We start from the raw sequence: 19265 nt of genomic DNA on the forward strand, positions 1-19265 counted from the left end.
GACCTCATCACTCTCCCGTTGTAGCCTGCAGTGCCTCCTTGGTCAGTTTCTCAATCATCGCCTGTGCCTTCTTATTAATTGAATTCTCGGGCGACTGTCTGTAGTAGCTTCTTTGCACACCGTCAGATGCCAGGACGAGCGAGTCGTCGCGCAAGTATACGATATCACAGGTGTCGAGCCTGACGTCCTTAAGTTTCAGCGATCCTTCCTTGTCAATATTTTCCAGGTCGGGCTTGCCGCTCGTCATCACGAGCTTTCCATTCCAGATATGCCATTCCGTGAAATAGCTTAGCTGTGGATATACCACGGGGCTCTCGTCGGCCAGTGAGCTTTGCTCCCTTACATATCCCACGCTGGCCGCCGTCCACTGCCGTTTCAGCGAGAAGCCATATTCGCGAGGAATCATGTAGGTTGCCTTCACCGAGTCGGGCATATTGCGCTCCATGCGCTCCTGCATGCGCTTGCTCATATTCTCGTAGTCTCTCATCTTCGGCATGACGATATAGCACCAGGTGCCCTTCAGCTCATCAAGGTCTATCGCCATGTCGGCCACCGTAGAGTCTTCGCTATTGATGACCAGTCCCATCCAGTCGCCAACCTTTGGCTTGCCGAGCACTCTCCCCCTTCGCATGGCATCTATGATGTCATACCTCACAGGGTCGCTGCCGTCGTTTGGCAACAGTACTATCACCGAGTCAGAGCAGCCCTCGCAGGCCAGCCCGTACACCGTCAAATCTCCCTTCAGCTTCAGCTCGTCATTGAGATGTCCCTTACTCACCTGTCTGCTGTCACCGCATGACATGAAAGTCACGGCTGCCATGGCCAGACCAATGATTAATTTCCCTATATACATTACTTTTATTTTTAATATTCAGCCATTCGAGCTGCAAACTTACGAAAAAAAACACAACCACACAAGTTTGAGTGTCAGAAAATACAACTTGCCATAACTTCAGCATCCATATGGGCGTAAACATGCTCTGACAAACCACAACGCCACCACTTCTTGCACAAATCCTACTCTGTGAGCAAGTTTGCGGCAAAACAGATTTAATAAAACGCAAAAAATCATTGGGACAGCTAAATAATTGGATTTATTTGTGTAATTTTGCGGTCGAATTTGGAAAAGATTATGAAAAAGAAAATACAATTCAGTCTCGTCTACAGAGACATGTGGCAGAGCTCTGGTAAGTTCCAGCCACGCAAGGACCAGTTGGAGCGCATCGCTCCCGTAATAATAGACATGGGATGTTTTGCCCGCGTAGAGACCAATGGTGGAGCCTTCGAGCAGGTGAACCTGCTTGCCGGCGAGAACCCCAACGATGCCGTGAGGGCATTCTGCAAGCCTTTCAACGAGGTTGGCATCAAGACCCACATGCTCGACCGCGGTCTCAATGCCCTGAGAATGTACCCCGTGCCCGATGACGTCCGCGCCCTTATGTACAAGGTGAAGAACGCACAGGGAACCAACATCACCCGCATCTTCGACGGTCTCAACGACGTGAGGAACATCATCCCCTCCATCAAGTGGGCAAAGGAGGCAGGCATGACTCCGCAGGGCACGCTCTGCATCACAACCTCGCCCGTACACACCCTTGACTACTACGACAACATTGCCGACCAGCTCATAGAAGCTGGCGCAGAAGAGATCTGCCTCAAGGACATGGCAGGCATCGGACAGCCCGCCCTGCTGGGACAGCTCACCAAACGCATAAAGGAGAAGCACCCGGAGATTATCATCGAGTACCACGGCCACTCCGGTCCCGGTCTGTCGATGGCATCCATCCTGGAGGTGTGCAACAATGGTGCCGACATCATCGACACCGCCATCGAGCCACTGTCATGGGGCAAGGTTCATCCGGACGTAATCTCCGTCATCAGCATGCTCAAGAACGAGGGCTTCGAGGTACCAGAGATAAATATGAACGCCTACATGAAGGCACGCGCACTCACCCAGGAGTTCATCGACGAGTGGCTCGGTTACTTCATCAACCCCGGCAACAAGGTCATGTCCTCTCTGCTCCTCGGCTGCGGACTCCCGGGCGGAATGATGGGAAGTATGATGGCCGACCTTGGAGGCATCATGGGCACCATCAACAACATCCGCCGCAAGCGTGGCGACGAGGAGCTGTCTACCGACGACATGCTCGTGAAGCTCTTCAACGAGGTTGAGTACGTATGGCCGCGCGTAGGCTATCCTCCATTGGTAACGCCATTCTCACAGTATGTGAAGAATATAGCCCTTATGAACCTCCTCACCATGGAGCAGGGCAAGGGCCGTTTCGTCATGATGGACGACTCCATGTGGGGAATGATACTCGGCAAGAGCGGTAAGATACCAGGCACCATCGACCAGGAACTTATAGACCTCGCCGCCAAGCAGGGACGCGAGTTCACCGATGCAGACCCACACACCCTGCTCGACAACGCCCTCGACAGCTTCCGCAAGGAAATGGACGAGAACGGATGGGAATACGGTCAGGACGACGAGGAACTCTTTGAGCTGGCCATGCACCCCGAGCAGTACCGCAACTACAAGAGCGGTCAGGCCAAGAAGAACTTCCTTGCCGACCTTCAGGCAGCCAAGGATGCCAAGCTTGGCACACAGCTCTCACCTGAGAAGCTCGCAGAGTTCAAGCATGCCAAGGCCGATGCCATTGTCGCTCCCGTCAAGGGACAGATATACTGGGAGTTCCAGGGCGAGGGCGAGTGCGCACCAGCCGTCGAGCCATACATCGGCAAGACCTACGCCGAGGGCGACAGCTTCTGCTTCATCCAGGCACCATGGGGTGAGTTCGTAGAGGTACAGGCAGCACTGGGCGGCAAGCTCGTGGAGATAAACGCCAAGCAGGGTTCCAAGGTCAACAAGGGCGACGTCATCGCCTACATAGAGCGCGACAACAAGGAATGAACTACCAGGCTCTGATAGAGAAATATTATCCCGAGGACGATGCCCTGCGGCAGCTCCTCATCACTCATAGTCAATCTGTAGCGCAATTTGCGCTACAGATTGTTTCGTTACATCCCGAGCTCGGCATCGACCGCCAGTTCGTCCTTGAAGCAGCCATGCTCCACGATATAGGCATCCGCCTCTGCGATGCTCCCGGCATCCACTGCCACGGCACCGAGCCCTACATCCGCCACGGACGCATAGGAGCCGAGTGGCTGCGCACCGAGGGCTTCCCCCGCCATGCAAGGGTATGCGAGCGGCACACGGGAGCAGGCATCACATGCAGGCAGATAGTGGAGCGCGACCTCCCCCTGCCCCACGAGGATTTCCTCCCCGAGACCATCGAGGAACAACTCATCTGCTACGCCGACAAATTCTTCAGCAAGTCGCATCCAGAGAGGCAAAAGACCGCCGAGCAAGCCATCAAAAGCCTTCGCAAATTCGGTGAAGACGGCGTGACGCGCTTCATGCAGTGGCAAAGGATGTTCGGAGAGGAGAAGGAGATAAGATAGATAAGATAGATAAGATAGAGGAGATAGACCTCAGACCTCAGTCCTTAGACCTTCGACCTCAGACCTTCTTCTGAAACTAAAATATACTAATATTAACGACTATGGATATAGTAGAAAGATTTATAAACTACACACGGTTCGACACACAGTCGAGCGAAGAATCAGACCAGGTGCCCAGCACCGCCAAGCAACTTGTTTTCGCACAATATCTCAGGGACGAGCTGCAGCGCGAGGGCTTCTCAGACGTCGAGATGGATGACAAGGGCTATATATATGCCACGTTGAAGTCCAACTCTACGAAGAAGCTCCCCACGATAGGCTTCATCTCACACTATGACACCAGTCCCGACTGCAGCGGCAAGGATGTCAACGCGCATATCGTGAATGCATACCAGGGTGGCGACATAGAGCTCTCTCCCGGCATCGTCACCTCTCCTTCGAAGTTCCCGGAACTCAACGCCCATATCGGCGAGGACCTCATCGTCACCGACGGACACACGCTGCTCGGAGCCGACGATAAGGCTGGCATAGCGGAGATTGTCGATGCCATGTGCTACCTGCGCGACCACAACGAGATAGAGCATGGCGACATACGCATGGGCTTCAACCCCGACGAGGAGATAGGCATGGGAGCCCACCACTTCGATGTGGCAAAGTTCGGATGCCAGTGGGCATACACCATTGACGGTGGCGACCTTGGCGACCTGGAGTACGAGAACTTCAATGCCGCTGGGGCAAAGGTTCTCATCAAGGGTGTCAGCGTGCATACCGGCTACGCCAAGGGCAAGATGCTCAACGCCAGCCGTCTGGCCTGCGAGTTCAACTCCCATATCCCCGACACCGACATCCCGGAGACCACCGAGGGCTACGAGGGCTTCTACCATCTGCTCTCCATGGAGACACGCACCGAGGAGGCCAAGATGAGCTATATCATACGCGACCACGACCGACGCCGCTTCGAGGAGCGCAAGCGCTTCTTTACCGACATCGCCACCCGGATGAACGCAAAATACGGCGAGGGTACGGTCAGCGTGACTCTCAATGACCAATACTATAACATGAAGGAGAAGATAGACGACAACATGCACGTCATCGACATCGTGCTCAAGGCAATGGAGCAGACCGGTGTGAGGCCTAAGGTGGAGCCCATACGCGGCGGCACCGACGGCGCGCAGCTAAGCTTCATGGGCCTTCCCTGCCCCAACATCTTCGCTGGGGGCGTCAACTTCCATGGTCCCCACGAATTTGTGAGCGTGCAGGTCATGGAGAAGGCCTCCGCCGTCATTGTGAAGATATGCGAGATAACGGGTAAATTCAACGATTAAGCCATCACCGCCACTCCCATACCATGTCCCATATCCCTGCCCTCATACAAGACCTGGCTCTGATACTCGTCGTGGCAGGTCTTGTCACGCTGCTGTTCAAGAAGCTGCGCCAGCCAATAGTGCTTGGATATATCGTCGCCGGCTTCCTCGTCAGCCCCCACATGCCATATATCATGTCAGTGGTCGACAAGGCCGACATACAGACATGGGCAGACATCGGCGTGCTCTTCCTTCTCTTCGCCCTCGGCCTCGACTTCTCGTTCAAGAAGATACTCCGCATGGGGCTTGCCCCAATAGTGGCAACACTCACTATCATCTTCTGCATGATGGCTACAGGCACCGCCGTGGGCAGTCTCTTCGGCTGGAGCCGCATGGACTGCCTGTTCCTTGCCGGAATGCTCGCCATGTCATCGACCACCATCATCTACAAGGCCTTCGATGACCTTGGCATGCGCCAACAGCGCTTTGCCGGGCTCGTAATGAGCGTCCTCATCCTTGAGGATGTCCTCGCCATTGTCATGATGGTGATGCTCTCCACCATAGCGGGCGGCGCCAGTCCCGACGGCGGCATGATGCTAGGGAGCATTGTCAAGATAGTGTTCTTCCTCGTGCTATGGTTTGTCGTGGGCATATTCCTCATACCACCATTCCTGCGCCGTACCCGCCGTCTGATGAACGGCGAGACGATGGTAGTGGTGGCGCTTGGGCTGTGCTGCGCCATGGCCGTTATCTCCGCCACCGTTGGCTTCAGCCCCGCCTTCGGTGCATTCGTCATGGGCAGCATCCTCGCCGAGACTGTCGAGGCCGACAAGATAGCGCGTGTCGTAGACCCTGTCAAGAACCTCTTCGGCGCCGTCTTCTTCGTCTCCGTGGGCATGCTCGTCGACCCTCATGTCCTTGTCTCCTACGCACTCCCCATCATGGTGCTCGTTGTGGCCATCATCCTCGGGCAGGCACTCTTCGGCACCATGGGGTTCATGCTTAGCGGCCAGCCGCTGAAGACCGCCATGCAGTGCGGCTTCTCCATGGCGCAGATTGGCGAGTTCGCTTTCATCATAGCCTCGCTCGGCCTCACCCTGGGTGTTATCTCCGATTTTCTTTACCCCGTTGTCGTGGCAGTCTCCGTCATCACCACTTTCCTCACGCCCTATATGATGAAGGCCGCCCTGCCGGCCTACACACATGTCGAGCGGCGGCTGCCTCGCCGATGGATGCGCAGGCTCAACCACCTTGGCACCATGCATCATGCCACCCGCGCCGAGGCCGGCCACTGGCGCACGCTCCTGCGTGCCATGGCGTGGAACGTCACTGTCTACTCCATACTCTCGGCGGCTGTCACAGCAGTCATGCTGACCACTTTCCTGCCATTCATGCGCCGGCTACTGCCCGGATGGGAACTGCACTGGTGGGCCAACGGCATCACGGGGGTGCTCACCGTAGCGCTCATCTCGCCCTTCCTGCGCTCCATGGTAATGAAGAAGAACCATAGCGAGGAGTTCAAGGCACTGTGGACAGAGAGCCGTCTCAACCGTCTTCCCCTCACTTTCACCGTCCTGGCACGTGTCGCCGTGGCGGCAAGCTTCGTCTTCTACATCTGCAACTACCTCACTCGCTTCCAGAACGCGCTTATTATCACCCTCAGCCTCGTCGCCATACTCCTCATGGCACTGTCACGACGGCTCAAACACCGCAGCATAAGGCTCGAGAGACTCTTCGTGCAGAACCTGCGCTCGCGAGACATCGAGGCACAGGTCAGCGGCCGCCGCCGCCCACTCTTCGAGGGACATCTCCTCGACCGCGACATACACATCTCCGACTTCGATATACCAACCGACTCGCTGTGGGCAGGCAAGACGCTCCGCGAGCTGGCTCTCGGCACTCGCTTCGGAGTACACGTGAGCAGCATCCTGCGTGGCTCCCATCGCATAAATATCCCAGACGGCAACATGATGCTCTTCGTGGGCGACCGCCTGCAGGCCATCGGTAACGACTCGCAGCTCAACGCCATGAACACAGCCATGCAGAACGAGCTAATACCCGAGGATGACGAGGTGGAACGCAGGGAGATGCGGCTTCAGCGCATCGTAGTATCTGCCAACAGCCCTCTTGTCGGCAAGACCGTCAGGGATGCCGCCATACGCCAACGCTTCAGCTGTATGGTGGTGGGAGTGGAGGAAGGACAGAAAAACCTCACCATGATAAGCTCCTCACGCAAATTCCGCGAAGGCGACATCGTGTGGATAGTGGGCGAAGAACAGAACGTGGTAAGGCTCGGGGAATAACTAATGGAAGGAGGAGATAGGAGGAGTTAGGAGAAGATAGGAGAAGTCATTAGTTTTGCCCTCAAACCCCTCGAACCTTTAATAAACTGTTAAAAAACGGAAACAAGTGACATATTCACCATTTATTCCGTAATTTTGCATTTCATTATGAGAAGACATACCATAACAGCACTCTTACTTCTGGCAGGCATCATCATGCTTGCCGGTACTGGTATGCCCCTCACCCAGCGTGCCAAGACCCACCGCACAGACACTCTTAAGGTTACTGTCGACACTGTTTCTGTAGACACTATTTCTGGCCATGAGGCTCTAAAAGACTCCTTGCTCCCCTCCATAAAGGTGGATTCTGCAGGAAAGGCCTCACCTGACACCCTCGGCATGGACTCCCTGCAGCTTGCCGTATACATGCACAACAAGCATGTGGACGACTCAATACGCCTCGACTCCCTCAACAGGCAGAAGAAGAACGGCATCGACGCACCAGTGGAATACTCGGCCAACGACTCCATCATCTACGACGCATCCACAAATACCGCCTTCCTCTACGGCTCGTCAAAGGTAGACTACGAGAACATGAACCTTGAGAGCGACAAGATATACATGAGTCTCGACAGCAGCCTTGTCCACGCCACCGGCTCCCCCGACTCCACAGCCGCCGACGGACTTATGGGCAAGCCTGTCTTCAAGATGGGCAACGACACCTACAACAACGACACCATAGCCTTCAACTTCAAGACCAAGAAGGGACTCATCAGAAACGTCACCACACAGCAGGAGGACGGATTTCTCACCTCAGAGCTTAGCAAGCGCAACGCCAACGGTGACGTCTACCTGCAGCACGGACGATACACCACCTGCGACGCTGAGCACCCCGATTTCTACATAGCACTCTCAAGAGCGAAGGTGCGCCCCGGCAAAGATGTAGTCTTCGGACCCGCCTACCTCGTCGTTGCCGACGTGCCGCTGCCTCTGGCCATCCCCTACGGCTTCTTCCCCTTCTCCAAGAGCTATTCCTCGGGCTTCATAATGCCCACCTACGGCGACGAGAGCAGCCGCGGCTTCTATCTCCGCGATGGAGGCTACTATTTCGCCATGAGCGACAAGTGGGACCTGAAGCTTCTCGGTGAGATCTACACCAAGGGGTCATGGGGTGTCTCGGCAGCATCCAACTACCGCAAGCGATACAAGTACAGCGGCAGCTTCTTCTTCAGCTACCAGGACACCAAGACCGGCGACAAGGGCATGCCCGACTTCGAAGAGCAGAAGAGCTTCAAGGTGCAGTGGAGCCACAGGCAGGACACCAAGGCCAACCCCTTCAGTACCCTCTCGGCAAGTGTCAACTTCGCCACATCGAGCTATGAGCGCAACAACCTCAACAGCCTCTACAACCCACAGACCATGACGCAGAGCACGCGCACCTCATCGGTGAGCTGGAGCACCACCTTCTCAAGCATCGGACTGACGCTCAGCTCCACGGCCAACCTCAGCCAGAACATGCGCGACTCGTCAATAGCCATGACACTCCCCGACCTTAACATATCGCTGTCGCGCTTCTACCCCTTCCGCCGCAAGCACGCCGCAGGAAAGGAACGCTGGTACGAGAAAATATCCATGAGCTACACAGGACAACTGTCCAACTCCATAAGCACAAAGGAAGACCAGCTCGCACACAGCAACCTCATCAAAGACTGGCGCAACGGCATGCAGCACAGCATACCCATCAGCGGAAGCTTCACGCTGTTCGACATCATCAACGTAAACCCCTCGTTCAACTTCACCGACCGCATGTACACCAACAAGATAAAACGCTCATGGGATGAGGCGGCACAGAAGGAACGCGTCGACACCATATACGGATTCAACAACGTCTACAACTGGAACCTCAGCCTCTCGGCGAGCACCAAGCTGTATGGCTTCTACGTGCCCAACCGCAAGCTCTTCGGCGACAAGGTTGTCGCCATACGCCACGTCCTCACACCGCAGGTGAGCTTCAGCTATGCACCAGACTTCAGCGCGTCGCGCTACGGCTACTACGACAGCTACCTAAAGACCGATGCCGACGGCAACGTATCGCTCGTAGAGTACTCACCCTACCAGAACTCTCTCTACGGCGTGCCCGGCAAGGGCAAGACGGGAAGCATCTCATGGGATATATCCAACAACATCGAGATGAAAATCAGAAGCGACAAGGACACTACCGGCTACCGCAAGATAAGCATCATCGACGAGCTCGGAGCTGCAATGTCCTACAACATGGCAGCCAAGGTACGGCCGTTGAGTGACCTGTCCGTCCGCCTCCGCCTGAAATGGTGGAAACGCTATACCTTCAACATGAACGCCGTCTTCGCCACCTACGCATACGAACTCGACGAGAACGGACGCCCATACGTAGGAAACCGCACGGAATACAGCTACGGACGCTTCGGACGCTTCCAGGGCATGTCGCAGAACTTCTCCTTCACCCTCAGCCCCGAACAGCTGCGGAAATGGTTCGGAGGAGGCAAGGACGACGAGAACGATAAGGAAAACAACGGAGACAACGACGAGGAAGGCGTGGACACAGACATAGAGAGCAACGTAGACGATGACATGATAGACGGACAGCGGGCTGCCAAGAAGCAGGGCAAGGGAGCCTTGGCCGAGACTGACGGCGACGGCTACATGACATTCTCCATGCCCTGGTCGCTCACCTTCGGCTACGGCATCACCATGCGCGAGAACACCAGCGGCAAGTTCAACACCAAGACCATGCGCTACCCCTACAAGTTCACGCAGACTCTCAACGTCAGCGGCAACCTCAGGCTAAGCGACGGATGGAACATCAGCTTCTCCAGCGGCTACGACTTTGAGAACAAGGCCATGTCCATGACCACAGCCTCGCTGCAGCGCGACCTCCACTGCTTCAACATGAGCTGCTCCGTAGTGCTCGCACCATACACCAGCTACAACTTCAGCTTCCGTTGCAACGCATCGACACTCACCGATGCCCTGAAATACGACAAGCGAAGCGGATACAGCAACGCCGTGCAGTGGTATTGACACCACAGTGTAATTCCAACACTGTAGAGACACCACACTATGAGGCCTCTACAATTTCCACATCATCATTTGATATATATCAAGAAGAAAGCAAAAAACGTATTTTTCCTTGCAAATTATTTGCTGTGTTCGTACACAATGCGTACCTTTGCATCGTCAAAAGACAATAAGATTGTTTTGGTTAGTAGTATAGATTTAGGTTTTTAGTTATTTAGGTTTTTAGGATTTTAGGATTTCATTAGGTTATTAGTTACAGAGGTAAGCATAGAGAATGTTTCAGGACGACAAGGTATAGTCTTAAGAAAGAAGGAAAAGATTGACATGGATAACCAGATGAAGAAAGCCTTGCTTGCAGTGTGATACTGCAGCAGGCATGATGGGAACGGGCGCGTTCCTTTTTTTTGTGCCCGTTTTCTGGGTCACCAGTAAAACACAGTGTCTGTTGAGAATCATAGTCTGTATCAATCATGAATAACATTTTTTTGGCTCAGTAGATAATTCCTGGGGGCTACAGCGACCTGTATGGTGAGCCAACCTCCCTTTTCTCTTATCCAGAATAGGACTGCCGATTTATGTGCCAGTTTAGCCTATCTCAGAGCAAAGCATTGCATCTGTCAACGCAAAGCATTGCATCCGCCAACGCAAAGCATTGCATCCGCCAACGCAAAGCTTTGCAATCGCCAACGTAAAGCTTTGCATCTGCCAACGTAAAGCTTTGCATCTGCCAACGCATAGTTTTTTGCTTTTAGCTTAACGAAATTGTTCATTTGGAATACACCTTTGCATAGAAGGGCAAAGGGCAAAGGGTGAAGTCCTTAGGGAGAAAGGCATCTTCGCCCTTAGACTTTTGTCCTCACAGGCCATTACTCCCCTCTCCCCTTGAAGAGGGGGTGGAGGCGAGGCTCATGCGCCCTTGCACTGTCTCCAGCAGTTTCTGGAAGTTTTCGGCACTGTTGGCAGCAATCACTCCCTTGTGTTCCAAGCACGAGAGTGGCTGACCGTGCAGGTCTGAGATTATTCCTCCAGCCTCGGTGACAACGAGCGAGGCGGCAGCAAAATCCCAGGGGCCGAGCATATACTCAAAGTACAGCTCACAGCGTCCCATGGCGAGATAGCACAGCTCTGGGGCGCAGGCGCCGAATCGGCGGAAGTCGTTACACTGGCGGAACAGGCTTACGATGATGTCTGCACAAATGTCTGTATACTCCTTGTGGTATACGGAGAAGGCCGTGCATACCACGGCATTGGCAAAGGGTCGGTCAGAGACATGTATTGGCTTTCCGTTGCGGAAGGCTCCATGCCCCTTCTGGGCTGTGAACATCTCACCCGTTCGTGGCACATAGACCACGCCCATGACGATGTCGGCATGGTGGCGCAAGGCCACGCAGATGGCACACTGGTCTATGCCGCGGCTATAGTTGGCCGTACCGTCGATGGGGTCGATAATCCACAGATACTCATGGTTGATGTCGCGCATGCCAACCTCCTCGCATAGGAATCCGCTGCCTGGCAGCAATACGGAGAGTCTTTCACAAAGGAACGCCTGCACGGCAAGGTCGGAGGATGTCACGATGTCGGCATATCCGCCTTTCTGCGTGATGTCGAAATGTTCGGTTGTCATCAGCTTGGCTGCCTCGACAACAACAGACGAGAGCTGTTCGATGGTAATCATAATGTATGTGTAAGTGTTGGTTATGTATGTTACAAGTCTTTGGTGGCGAGCACCTCGCCGTCGGTTGTCATGAGCGTGACGCAGCCATTGTCGTAGATGGCCAGCGTGGGTTTATTACCTCCCTTGGGGAATGTGGGCGAGCCAGTGTTGCATACTATGGTGCCGTCGGCGTCAGCATAAAGCTCCCACAGGTGGGTATGGCCATAGAAGAGCACGTCTGCACTGGCAGCAGGCTTGCGGCCGCTGTTGTATACATGACCGTGGGTGAGCCACAGGCGCACGCCATTGTCGACTATGAGCAGTGAGTCCTGCATTATAGGGAACTGCAGGAGCATCTGGTCGACCTCGGAGTCGCAATTGCCCCGCACTGCGACAATGTCGCTGGCCATGGCGTTGAGCAAGGAGGCCACGCCCTTGGGGTCGAGTCCCTCGGGGAGTCCGTTGCGCGGGCCGTAGTTGAGGATGTCGCCCAGAAGGCACAGCATCTGGCATCCCGTGCCGCGGTAGATATCCAAGGCCTTCTGCAATGCTGGCAGCGAGCCATGGATATCAGAAAGTATCATGTATTTCATAAGACGGAAATTTATGTTCAGCTGATAATATAACGCACGTACGAGCGGTTTATTATCTCCGCGCCCTCACTTCCTCGACGTATGCGCCAGGAGTCATGCCAAACTGCCGGGCAAAACACTTGGCGAAATAGCTTGGACTATTGAACCCTACCTTGTAGCATACCTCATTGACGCGATACCGCTGTTGCGCCAGCAGCTCGGCAGCCTTCTTGAGCCTTATGACCTGTATCATCTCGTTGGGTGTGACGTTGGTGATGCTCTTCACCTTTGCGAACAGTCCGCTGCGGCTTATGCCGAGGTTGTCGGCAAGGAACGACACATTGAGTCCGGTGTTGTCGATATTGTCGAGTATGAGCTGGTTCATGCGGCTGAGCAACTCGTTGTCCAATGGCGACATGCTAATCTCGGGGATTTTCTCCTCGGGCTGCGACGTGAACTTGCGAAAGAGGCTCTGCCTCATGTCCACCATGTTGCGTATGCACGCCTGAAGGTATCTAAGCGAGAACGGCTTCTCAATGTAGGCGTCTGCCCCACACTGCATGGCCTCCACCTTGCTGTCGTCGTCGGTCTTGGCAGTGAGCAGCACGAAAGGTATATGGCTGAGGGCACGGTCGGAGCGTATCTTGCGGCAAAGCTCCGCGCCGTCCATCACGGGCATCATCCAGTCGGAGACTATCATCGACACCATGGTGCCCCTAAGGAGATCAAGCGCCTCTGCGCCGTTGGATGCCGTATAGACAGCGTAGTGTGGCGAGAAGTTGGAGGAGAGGAAGCGCAGCATGTCGTCATCATCATCGACAAGGAGTACGGAGTCGGCCGATGGCTCCACCCTGACATTGGCGTCACTGGGTTCTGCTGTTCCACACTCCGCAAGAACATTGCCATGCGTGTTATGCTGACAGTCAGCCGCAGCCTCGCCCAACGAGCAGTCGACGGGGAGCGTGACGCTGAAGCAGGAACCCTTGCCCTCGGCTGATGACACCGTAACCTCACCATGATGTAGCTCAACGATGTTCTTCACGATAGACAGTCCGATGCCAGTGCCTGGCTTGTTGTCGCGCGCCTGATAGAATGGGCTGAATATTTTCTGCTGCTCCTTGGGGCTGATGCCTATGCCGTTGTCGGATACCTCGATGACGAAGTGGGACCCGCCGGCACTGACGCGACATTCGAGAGAGACGTGGTTGCTCGTATACTTCAGGGCGTTGGTAAGCAGGTTGCTGACAATCTTGGTGATGCCCTCTCGGTCGACAATGGCGACAAAGCCCGCCTGCGGGACAACGACATCGAAGGTGATGCCACGCTGCTCCATGGACGGGGCAAATCGCTCAGCGACAGCCTCAACCAATTCGGCAATGTCGTGCTGGCCATAGTGGAGTTCCAGTCCCTGCTGCTGCACCTTGTTGAAATCGAGAAGCTGGTTGACGAGCTCAAGGAGCCGGTGGGCGTTGCGGTCAATCATCTCCAGTGCATCGTTCCTGGCCACCTTCCGCATGTATGCCTCAAGTGGTCCGATGATGAGCGACACGGGGGTGCGTATCTCGTGGGCTATCATGGTGAAGAAGCGCAGCCTGAGCTCACGCTCCTCAATCTCTCTCTTCTGGCTCATGCGCCGCAGCTCCCGGGCATGCTGACGCTCGGCCTTGCGCAGGCGGTACTGCATCACCATATATATAATGGCGCAAAGGAGGAGGAAATAGAATATACGGGCTGGCCACGACCACCAGAAGGGCGGATGGACAACAATGCGCAGACATGCCTCGTGGGGACTCCACAGGCCGTCGTTATTGGTGGCCTTAACACGGAAGACATACTCGCCTGCAGGGATGTTGGTATAGGTGGCCTTGTGCTGCGCGCCAACGTAAATCCAGTCGGCATCGAAGCCCTCGAGCATGTAGGCATACTGGTTCTTCGCGGGTGAGCAATAGCTCAGGGCGGCAAAGCTGAGGCTGAACATGGTATCGTCATGGCCGAGGTCGAGCTGGGGAATTGCCGACAGCGAGAGCGGCAGCTTGTCGCTGCCCACGGGGACAACCTTGTTCATAATTTCCAGAGAGGTGATGTAGACAGGCGGCATGACCTTGTTGGACTTTATCTGGTAGGGCATGAAACTGTCGAAGCCACGTACGGAACCGAAGTATATGCGGCCATCGGATGCGAGCAGGCAGGAGCTGGGCTGATACTGCTCGCCCACCAGACCGTCGTGGCGGGTGAAAGCCTGGACGCCATCATCGGGAGAGTAGCGGAGGATGCCCTTGTCTGACGACATCCAGAGCACGCCCTGACTTTCAACGATGGCCGCCACGCCGCGCATGTCGGTACTGATGTCGAGAAGCCGGAACGTCTTGGTGGACGACTCATATACGCAGGCTCCGGCAGCGGTGCCTAATAGTACACGGCCGTCGGCATCTATGCAGATGCTGTTAATCTGTTCGGACGGCAACGCACCCTTTCCCTTGCCGCTGACAAAGTGATGCCACTTGCGACCCGACAGCGAGTAGGTCCAAAGACCATCGCCCTGAGAACAGAACCACACGTTGCCCTGACGGTCCTCATCGATGTCGATGACAAGCCCACGCATGTCGTGACCAAGATTGCGAACGCCCATAGCCTGCACGCCATCGAGGGTGCCTATCCAAAGGTTGCCGCGGCTGTCGCGGAACATGGAATAGACGCTGCGCGGAGCTTCCTTGCAGGGAGTACATACCCCGGAGGCTATGTCGAGGGTATAAAGTCCATCGGAATAGGTGCCTATCCACAACTTTCCGTCCTCGACGTATAGCGAGTGGACGTTGAGTGAGGAGAGCTGACTGCGTGAGGGGAAGTCGAGGAATGTTCCCAACGAGGGCGAATAGCAGCTAAGGCCTCCATCATCAGAGGCTACCCAGATGTTGCCGCGGGAGTCCTCACAGAAACGGGAGATAACGGTGCCGGAGAGTCCAAGGGTACGGTCAGCTGCATTTGTGAAGGACATGAAACGGCCACCGAGGGGCGAGATGTAATGCACTCCCTCATAGAAGGTGCCCATCCATATGCCTCCCTCGTTGTCCTTTACAATGGAATAGACGAAGTTGGGCGAGCGTTTCTTGCCAGTTACCGGTGCCAGCGATGAGGTGAGAGGGTTGAAAGCCAACAGGCCGGCGTCACAGCCTACGAGTATGCAGTCGGGCGACTGCTCGTAGAGGGCGTGGATGTGAAGGGCGTCTGCCGCACCGGGCAATGGGGCGGCCATCTCTCCGTTGGGCTTCAGCTCTACTATGCCATGCTCCCACGTGCCGAGCCAGCGTCGCCCGTCACGAGTCTGGAGCATGGCCAAGGAACGGGCGGCAGAGGCCGGCGCCTGCATGCCATGACGCACAAACCTGTGGTGGGCCTTGTCGAAGCGCCACAGCGGCTCGCTGCCGCTATCGGCGAGCAGCCACACGCTGTTGTCATTGTCAGCATATACGGCACCCAGTCTAAGTTTTCCACCTCCGATATCGTAACGGCGGCTCTGCCCTGTGCGCAGGCTATAGGAATAGGCCGCACCTTGTCGGGATGCCACCCACACCACGCTGTCGTGGTCAATGGTAAGCGACACCACATGCTGCCGGGCAGGAACATTGGCCGACGAGGGAAGGATTATAGGGGTGAAGGCGCCTGTGGAGAAGCTGAAGGAATAAAGGCCACGGAGCGTGCCCACAACAAGGCTGTCGCCAACGACGAGAAGAGAGGACACACACTGGTCCTCACCAATGGCAGGATTGCTGAACAGCCGGAAACCAACACCATCGTAGCGGCACAGGCCATTGTCCGTACCCATCCAGATGAAGCCACGCCGGTCCTGTACGATATGGCGGACGGTATTGGAGGCCAGCCCGTCGTTGATGGTGATGTTACGGAACAGGGTGCCGGAAGCTGCTGAAGCAAGTGTCCCGGATAGCAGAAGGAGCTGAAGGAGCAATGTGCGCAAGTGACCAGTGGCGGCCATGTGTGTGTGGGTATGCGTCATGGATATAGGAGGTAGGTATGAGGGGAATTAATCGCGGGGATTCAGTATTTCTGCTCCAGAGAGCTTGAACGTATACGGATAACTGGCGTTGTTCTCCGGATGACGGTAGTCGAGCTTGGTGTGGGCGGCGGGAGCGCCAGTGACAAGAAGGTACAGCGCCTTTAGCTGCTTATCCTTGGGCAGTGCCATCTTGGGCTTGCCATCGGTAACGAGAGTGCCATAATATGATTTGCCGTCGGTGTCAACGGCAACAAAACCGCTGACAAGTCCCTGCCCCCGAAGTGTAGCGGAAACCTTGCGCTTGCATCTCTCCGTATCGAGACGTATGGCATTGAAGCCATAATCCTCTGGCAGCATGCCTGGTGCGGGGGCATACCACCCCTTAGGCGCTGATGCCTCGACCGGCGTGGAGAAGGTGCAGGCATAGGGGCGCGTCTCCTTGCGGGCATGAGTGAAGTCGAAGTTGAGTAGACGCTGATAGCATTGTGCCATCTCCATGCAGAACTGCTGCTGCGACAGCCCATACAGCCGCTGATAGGTAAGAACGGGGTCCTCATCCTTGCGTCCCTGACGGAACAGCTCGCCTATGGATGGAAGGCCGCGAAGCTCTGCCCAATACTCAAGGACATATGGAGAATGGTAGATGTTGTCGAGGTGCAGGAATGCCTTGTGAGTGAGATTGCGGAAAGCCTCGAAGTGATAGTACTCGTCTTTTATCCAGTCGGGGTTCACTTGCCACAACATCCACTGGCTTGCCATCTCGTAAAAGCCACTGCCTCCCCATGCGTCGCCTACGGAGTCGGCGGGTATCTGCAGCTGGAAGCTGTGGCCAAGCTCATGCGCAAGGCAGTTGAGCTTGCGGTCCTGTATACGGTTGGGCGCCACCCACAGTGCACCAATGAAATTGTCGTAAGTGCCTCCGTAGGCCGTACCCTCAAGGCTGTAGTGCAGCATGACCATCATCTTGTAACGGTCGGCCTTGCTGCCGGGAAGGGTGAAACGGAGCGTATCGCGGAAATAGCGGTAGAAATGCTGCACGCGCGACTTAAGGTTAGGCAAGTCCACACGCATATCGTGGCCATCAAGCTGCGGAGCATGGGCAAGGTCATCGCCAAATCCTTTCTCCCAAAAGAACACGAGGTCGTCGGTTTGGGCAGAACGTTGCCAACACCACCGCGAGGCTGTGTCGTTGAGATCATAAATGCGCAGGGAGTCTGGCAGGAAGACTGCCTTCTGTGCCCGGGCAGGCTGGGCAAAGGCCAAGAGGAAGGCTAAAAGCACAAAGGTGAATGATGTCATGGTAGGGTTGTTGTTTAATGTTATTCAAGTCTCGCATGAGGAGTCAAAAGACAATAGTAAAAGTCAGGCTTAAACATACGTCATTTATCTCCCTTTATCTCCTTTTATCTTCTTTTATCTTCAAATAATCGGGGGCATGGTATCATTTACCGTCGGGGTATTCCTGGACGACCTTGTCCATGAACGTCACCCTATTGGTGAGCCATGTCTTCATACGTTCAGTCTCGGTATCAGGGTCCTTGCCTATCGGCCAACGGCTGATGTCTCTCTGCATGGCCTCACGGAAGCCATCGGCGTAGCGCATGATCTCTGGCCAGAACTCTGACATTATGCGATCCTTCATCATGCGCCAGCGCATGCGCACGGCATTGACAAAGGAACGGCTATGCCACATATCGGTGAAGAAGGAGTTGACGTATGAATAGTTGCTGATGTGGTTGGCAGGGTCGGTACCCAGCACTGTTTCCTTGTAGCTGGCAAAGAAGTCGTGCCCAGTATACATATTGGCCCACTCGAAATCGAAGCCGGCATCGAAGTCCCATACAGGTCCGGCATGCCACCGTGTCTCGGCAGAGTCACGATAGAGGTATATGCTGCGGGGTGCCGCTATCTCGACATTATATACGAAAGCCTGGATGAGCAGGTAGTCGATGAACTCGAAGGCTGCCGCATTGGCATAGAAGGAGCGCCAGTCGTGACTCTTGATGGCATTCTCAAGCGCAGAGAACTGGTACTGGATGTACTGCAAGTCCTGTGTGGTAGGGTCCGAGGGACTCTTTACGCAGACAGGAAGCTTGTAGACAAGTGACCAGAAATTGTCAGTGGCATCGGGTGAGAGCTCTGGGCCATCGTCGGCATCAAGGGAGAGGAGTATGCCGCCATCCTCGTTGATATCCACACGGCTATTGGCAACCTCTATCTGCTCAGTGAGCTGATATAGCCCCAGGAAGTCGCCGTTGAGCGTCAGCTCCACATAACGCGAGTGGTTGGTAAAGGGCAGCCCCACCCCACTTGCCATAGTGAAGGCAAAAGTGTTCATGAGGTCGGTGGCGTCACGGTAGTTGGCCAGCAACACCCAGTCCTTGTTCTTTGGCAGTCCGAGCATGGGCTGCTTCTTGTCGAACTTCAGGCGGTAGGGCTTCTTGTCGTACCACAGCCACGAGGAGTTGCCACGGCCACGGATGCGGGCTGTAGCAGTGAGGTTCCATTGCGGGCAGTCGGATGTTACCTTGACAGTACAGTTGACATAGTCGGTCTTCTCCTTGCCAACGACCGGCGCACCACCCTCTGTGGTTATCTCGATGGTGGCCACCTTATATTTATAGGCAGCGGGATTGAAGAGATAAAACTGGCCAGCGGTGACATCGCCTGCAACAAGCGAGTCCAAGGGATGCTCACCGACAGCACCGTCGGGATGGTACATGCGCAACGACGGCATACCATCGGAGGTGACAAACTCTACGGAGTCATAATCAGCCAATGGTATGGCAGCGACACCGAGCGAAGGATTGTCATGCTGAAACCAGAGCGTGTCCTGAGAGCGAGCAGGCAGGAAAGCCAGACAGAAGGCAAGAAGTATGAGGCAACGTATCATGGTAGTATTTTCGGAAGAAGGCCTCACCC

The 19265-nt window shown here is 55.2% G+C and carries 11 protein-coding genes; 5 read left to right on the forward strand and 6 right to left on the reverse strand.

Going from position 1 to position 19265, the window contains the following annotated elements; translation table 11 throughout:
- Window positions 1-7: 7 nt before the first annotated feature.
- Window positions 8-802: a lipocalin family protein gene (locus CIL02_RS12470; RefSeq protein ID WP_240513691.1), complete on the reverse strand. Its 795-nt coding sequence runs from the start codon at window positions 800-802 to the stop codon at window positions 8-10.
- A 330-nt stretch (window positions 803-1132) separates the two neighbouring features.
- Here CIL02_RS12470 and CIL02_RS12475 point away from each other — a divergent pair, with 330 nt between their 5' ends.
- From CIL02_RS12475 to CIL02_RS12495, 5 genes are all read left to right on the forward strand, one after another.
- Entirely contained in the window at window positions 1133-2911 is a 1779-nt protein-coding gene (locus CIL02_RS12475) for a biotin/lipoyl-binding protein (protein WP_094402160.1), read from the forward strand.
- Window positions 2908-3462, forward strand: a complete 555-nt coding sequence (locus CIL02_RS12480; protein WP_094402162.1) for an HDIG domain-containing metalloprotein — start codon at window positions 2908-2910, stop codon at window positions 3460-3462. Before CIL02_RS12475 ends, CIL02_RS12480 begins: the two co-directional genes overlap by 4 nt.
- A gap of 101 nt (window positions 3463-3563) precedes the next feature.
- Window positions 3564-4787: a peptidase T gene (gene pepT, locus CIL02_RS12485; RefSeq protein WP_094402163.1), complete on the forward strand. Its 1224-nt coding sequence runs from the start codon at window positions 3564-3566 to the stop codon at window positions 4785-4787.
- A 23-nt stretch (window positions 4788-4810) separates the two neighbouring features.
- Window positions 4811-7069 (forward strand): cation:proton antiporter, encoded by a 2259-nt coding sequence (locus CIL02_RS12490; protein WP_094402165.1) that lies wholly within the window; start codon window positions 4811-4813, stop codon window positions 7067-7069.
- A gap of 147 nt (window positions 7070-7216) precedes the next feature.
- Complete coding sequence (locus tag CIL02_RS12495; RefSeq protein ID WP_094402317.1) at window positions 7217-10108, forward strand: putative LPS assembly protein LptD; 2892 nt, start codon at window positions 7217-7219, stop codon at window positions 10106-10108.
- Between the two features lie 853 nt (window positions 10109-10961).
- Here CIL02_RS12495 and CIL02_RS12500 read toward each other — a convergent pair.
- From CIL02_RS12500 to CIL02_RS12520, 5 genes are all read right to left on the reverse strand, one after another.
- Complete coding sequence (locus tag CIL02_RS12500) at window positions 10962-11780, reverse strand: inositol monophosphatase family protein (RefSeq protein ID WP_094402167.1); 819 nt, start codon at window positions 11778-11780, stop codon at window positions 10962-10964.
- A gap of 29 nt (window positions 11781-11809) precedes the next feature.
- Window positions 11810-12352, reverse strand: coding sequence for a phosphodiesterase (gene yfcE, locus CIL02_RS12505; protein WP_094402168.1), 543 nt, complete (start codon window positions 12350-12352; stop codon window positions 11810-11812).
- A 52-nt stretch (window positions 12353-12404) separates the two neighbouring features.
- The gene (locus tag CIL02_RS12510; protein ID WP_240513685.1) at window positions 12405-16343 is read right to left on the reverse strand and encodes a two-component regulator propeller domain-containing protein; all 3939 of its coding nucleotides are present in this window, start codon (window positions 16341-16343) and stop codon (window positions 12405-12407) included.
- Window positions 16344-16370: 27 nt separating this feature from the next.
- Entirely contained in the window at window positions 16371-17642 is a 1272-nt protein-coding gene (locus tag CIL02_RS12515) for a DUF6055 domain-containing protein (RefSeq protein ID WP_094402172.1), read from the reverse strand.
- Between the two features lie 142 nt (window positions 17643-17784).
- Window positions 17785-19236: a CotH kinase family protein gene (locus CIL02_RS12520; protein ID WP_094402174.1), complete on the reverse strand. Its 1452-nt coding sequence runs from the start codon at window positions 19234-19236 to the stop codon at window positions 17785-17787.
- Window positions 19237-19265: the final 29 nt, after the last annotated feature.

The organism is Prevotella sp. P3-122, assembly GCF_002251365.1.
Classification (GTDB): Bacteria; Bacteroidota; Bacteroidia; order Bacteroidales; family Bacteroidaceae; genus Prevotella.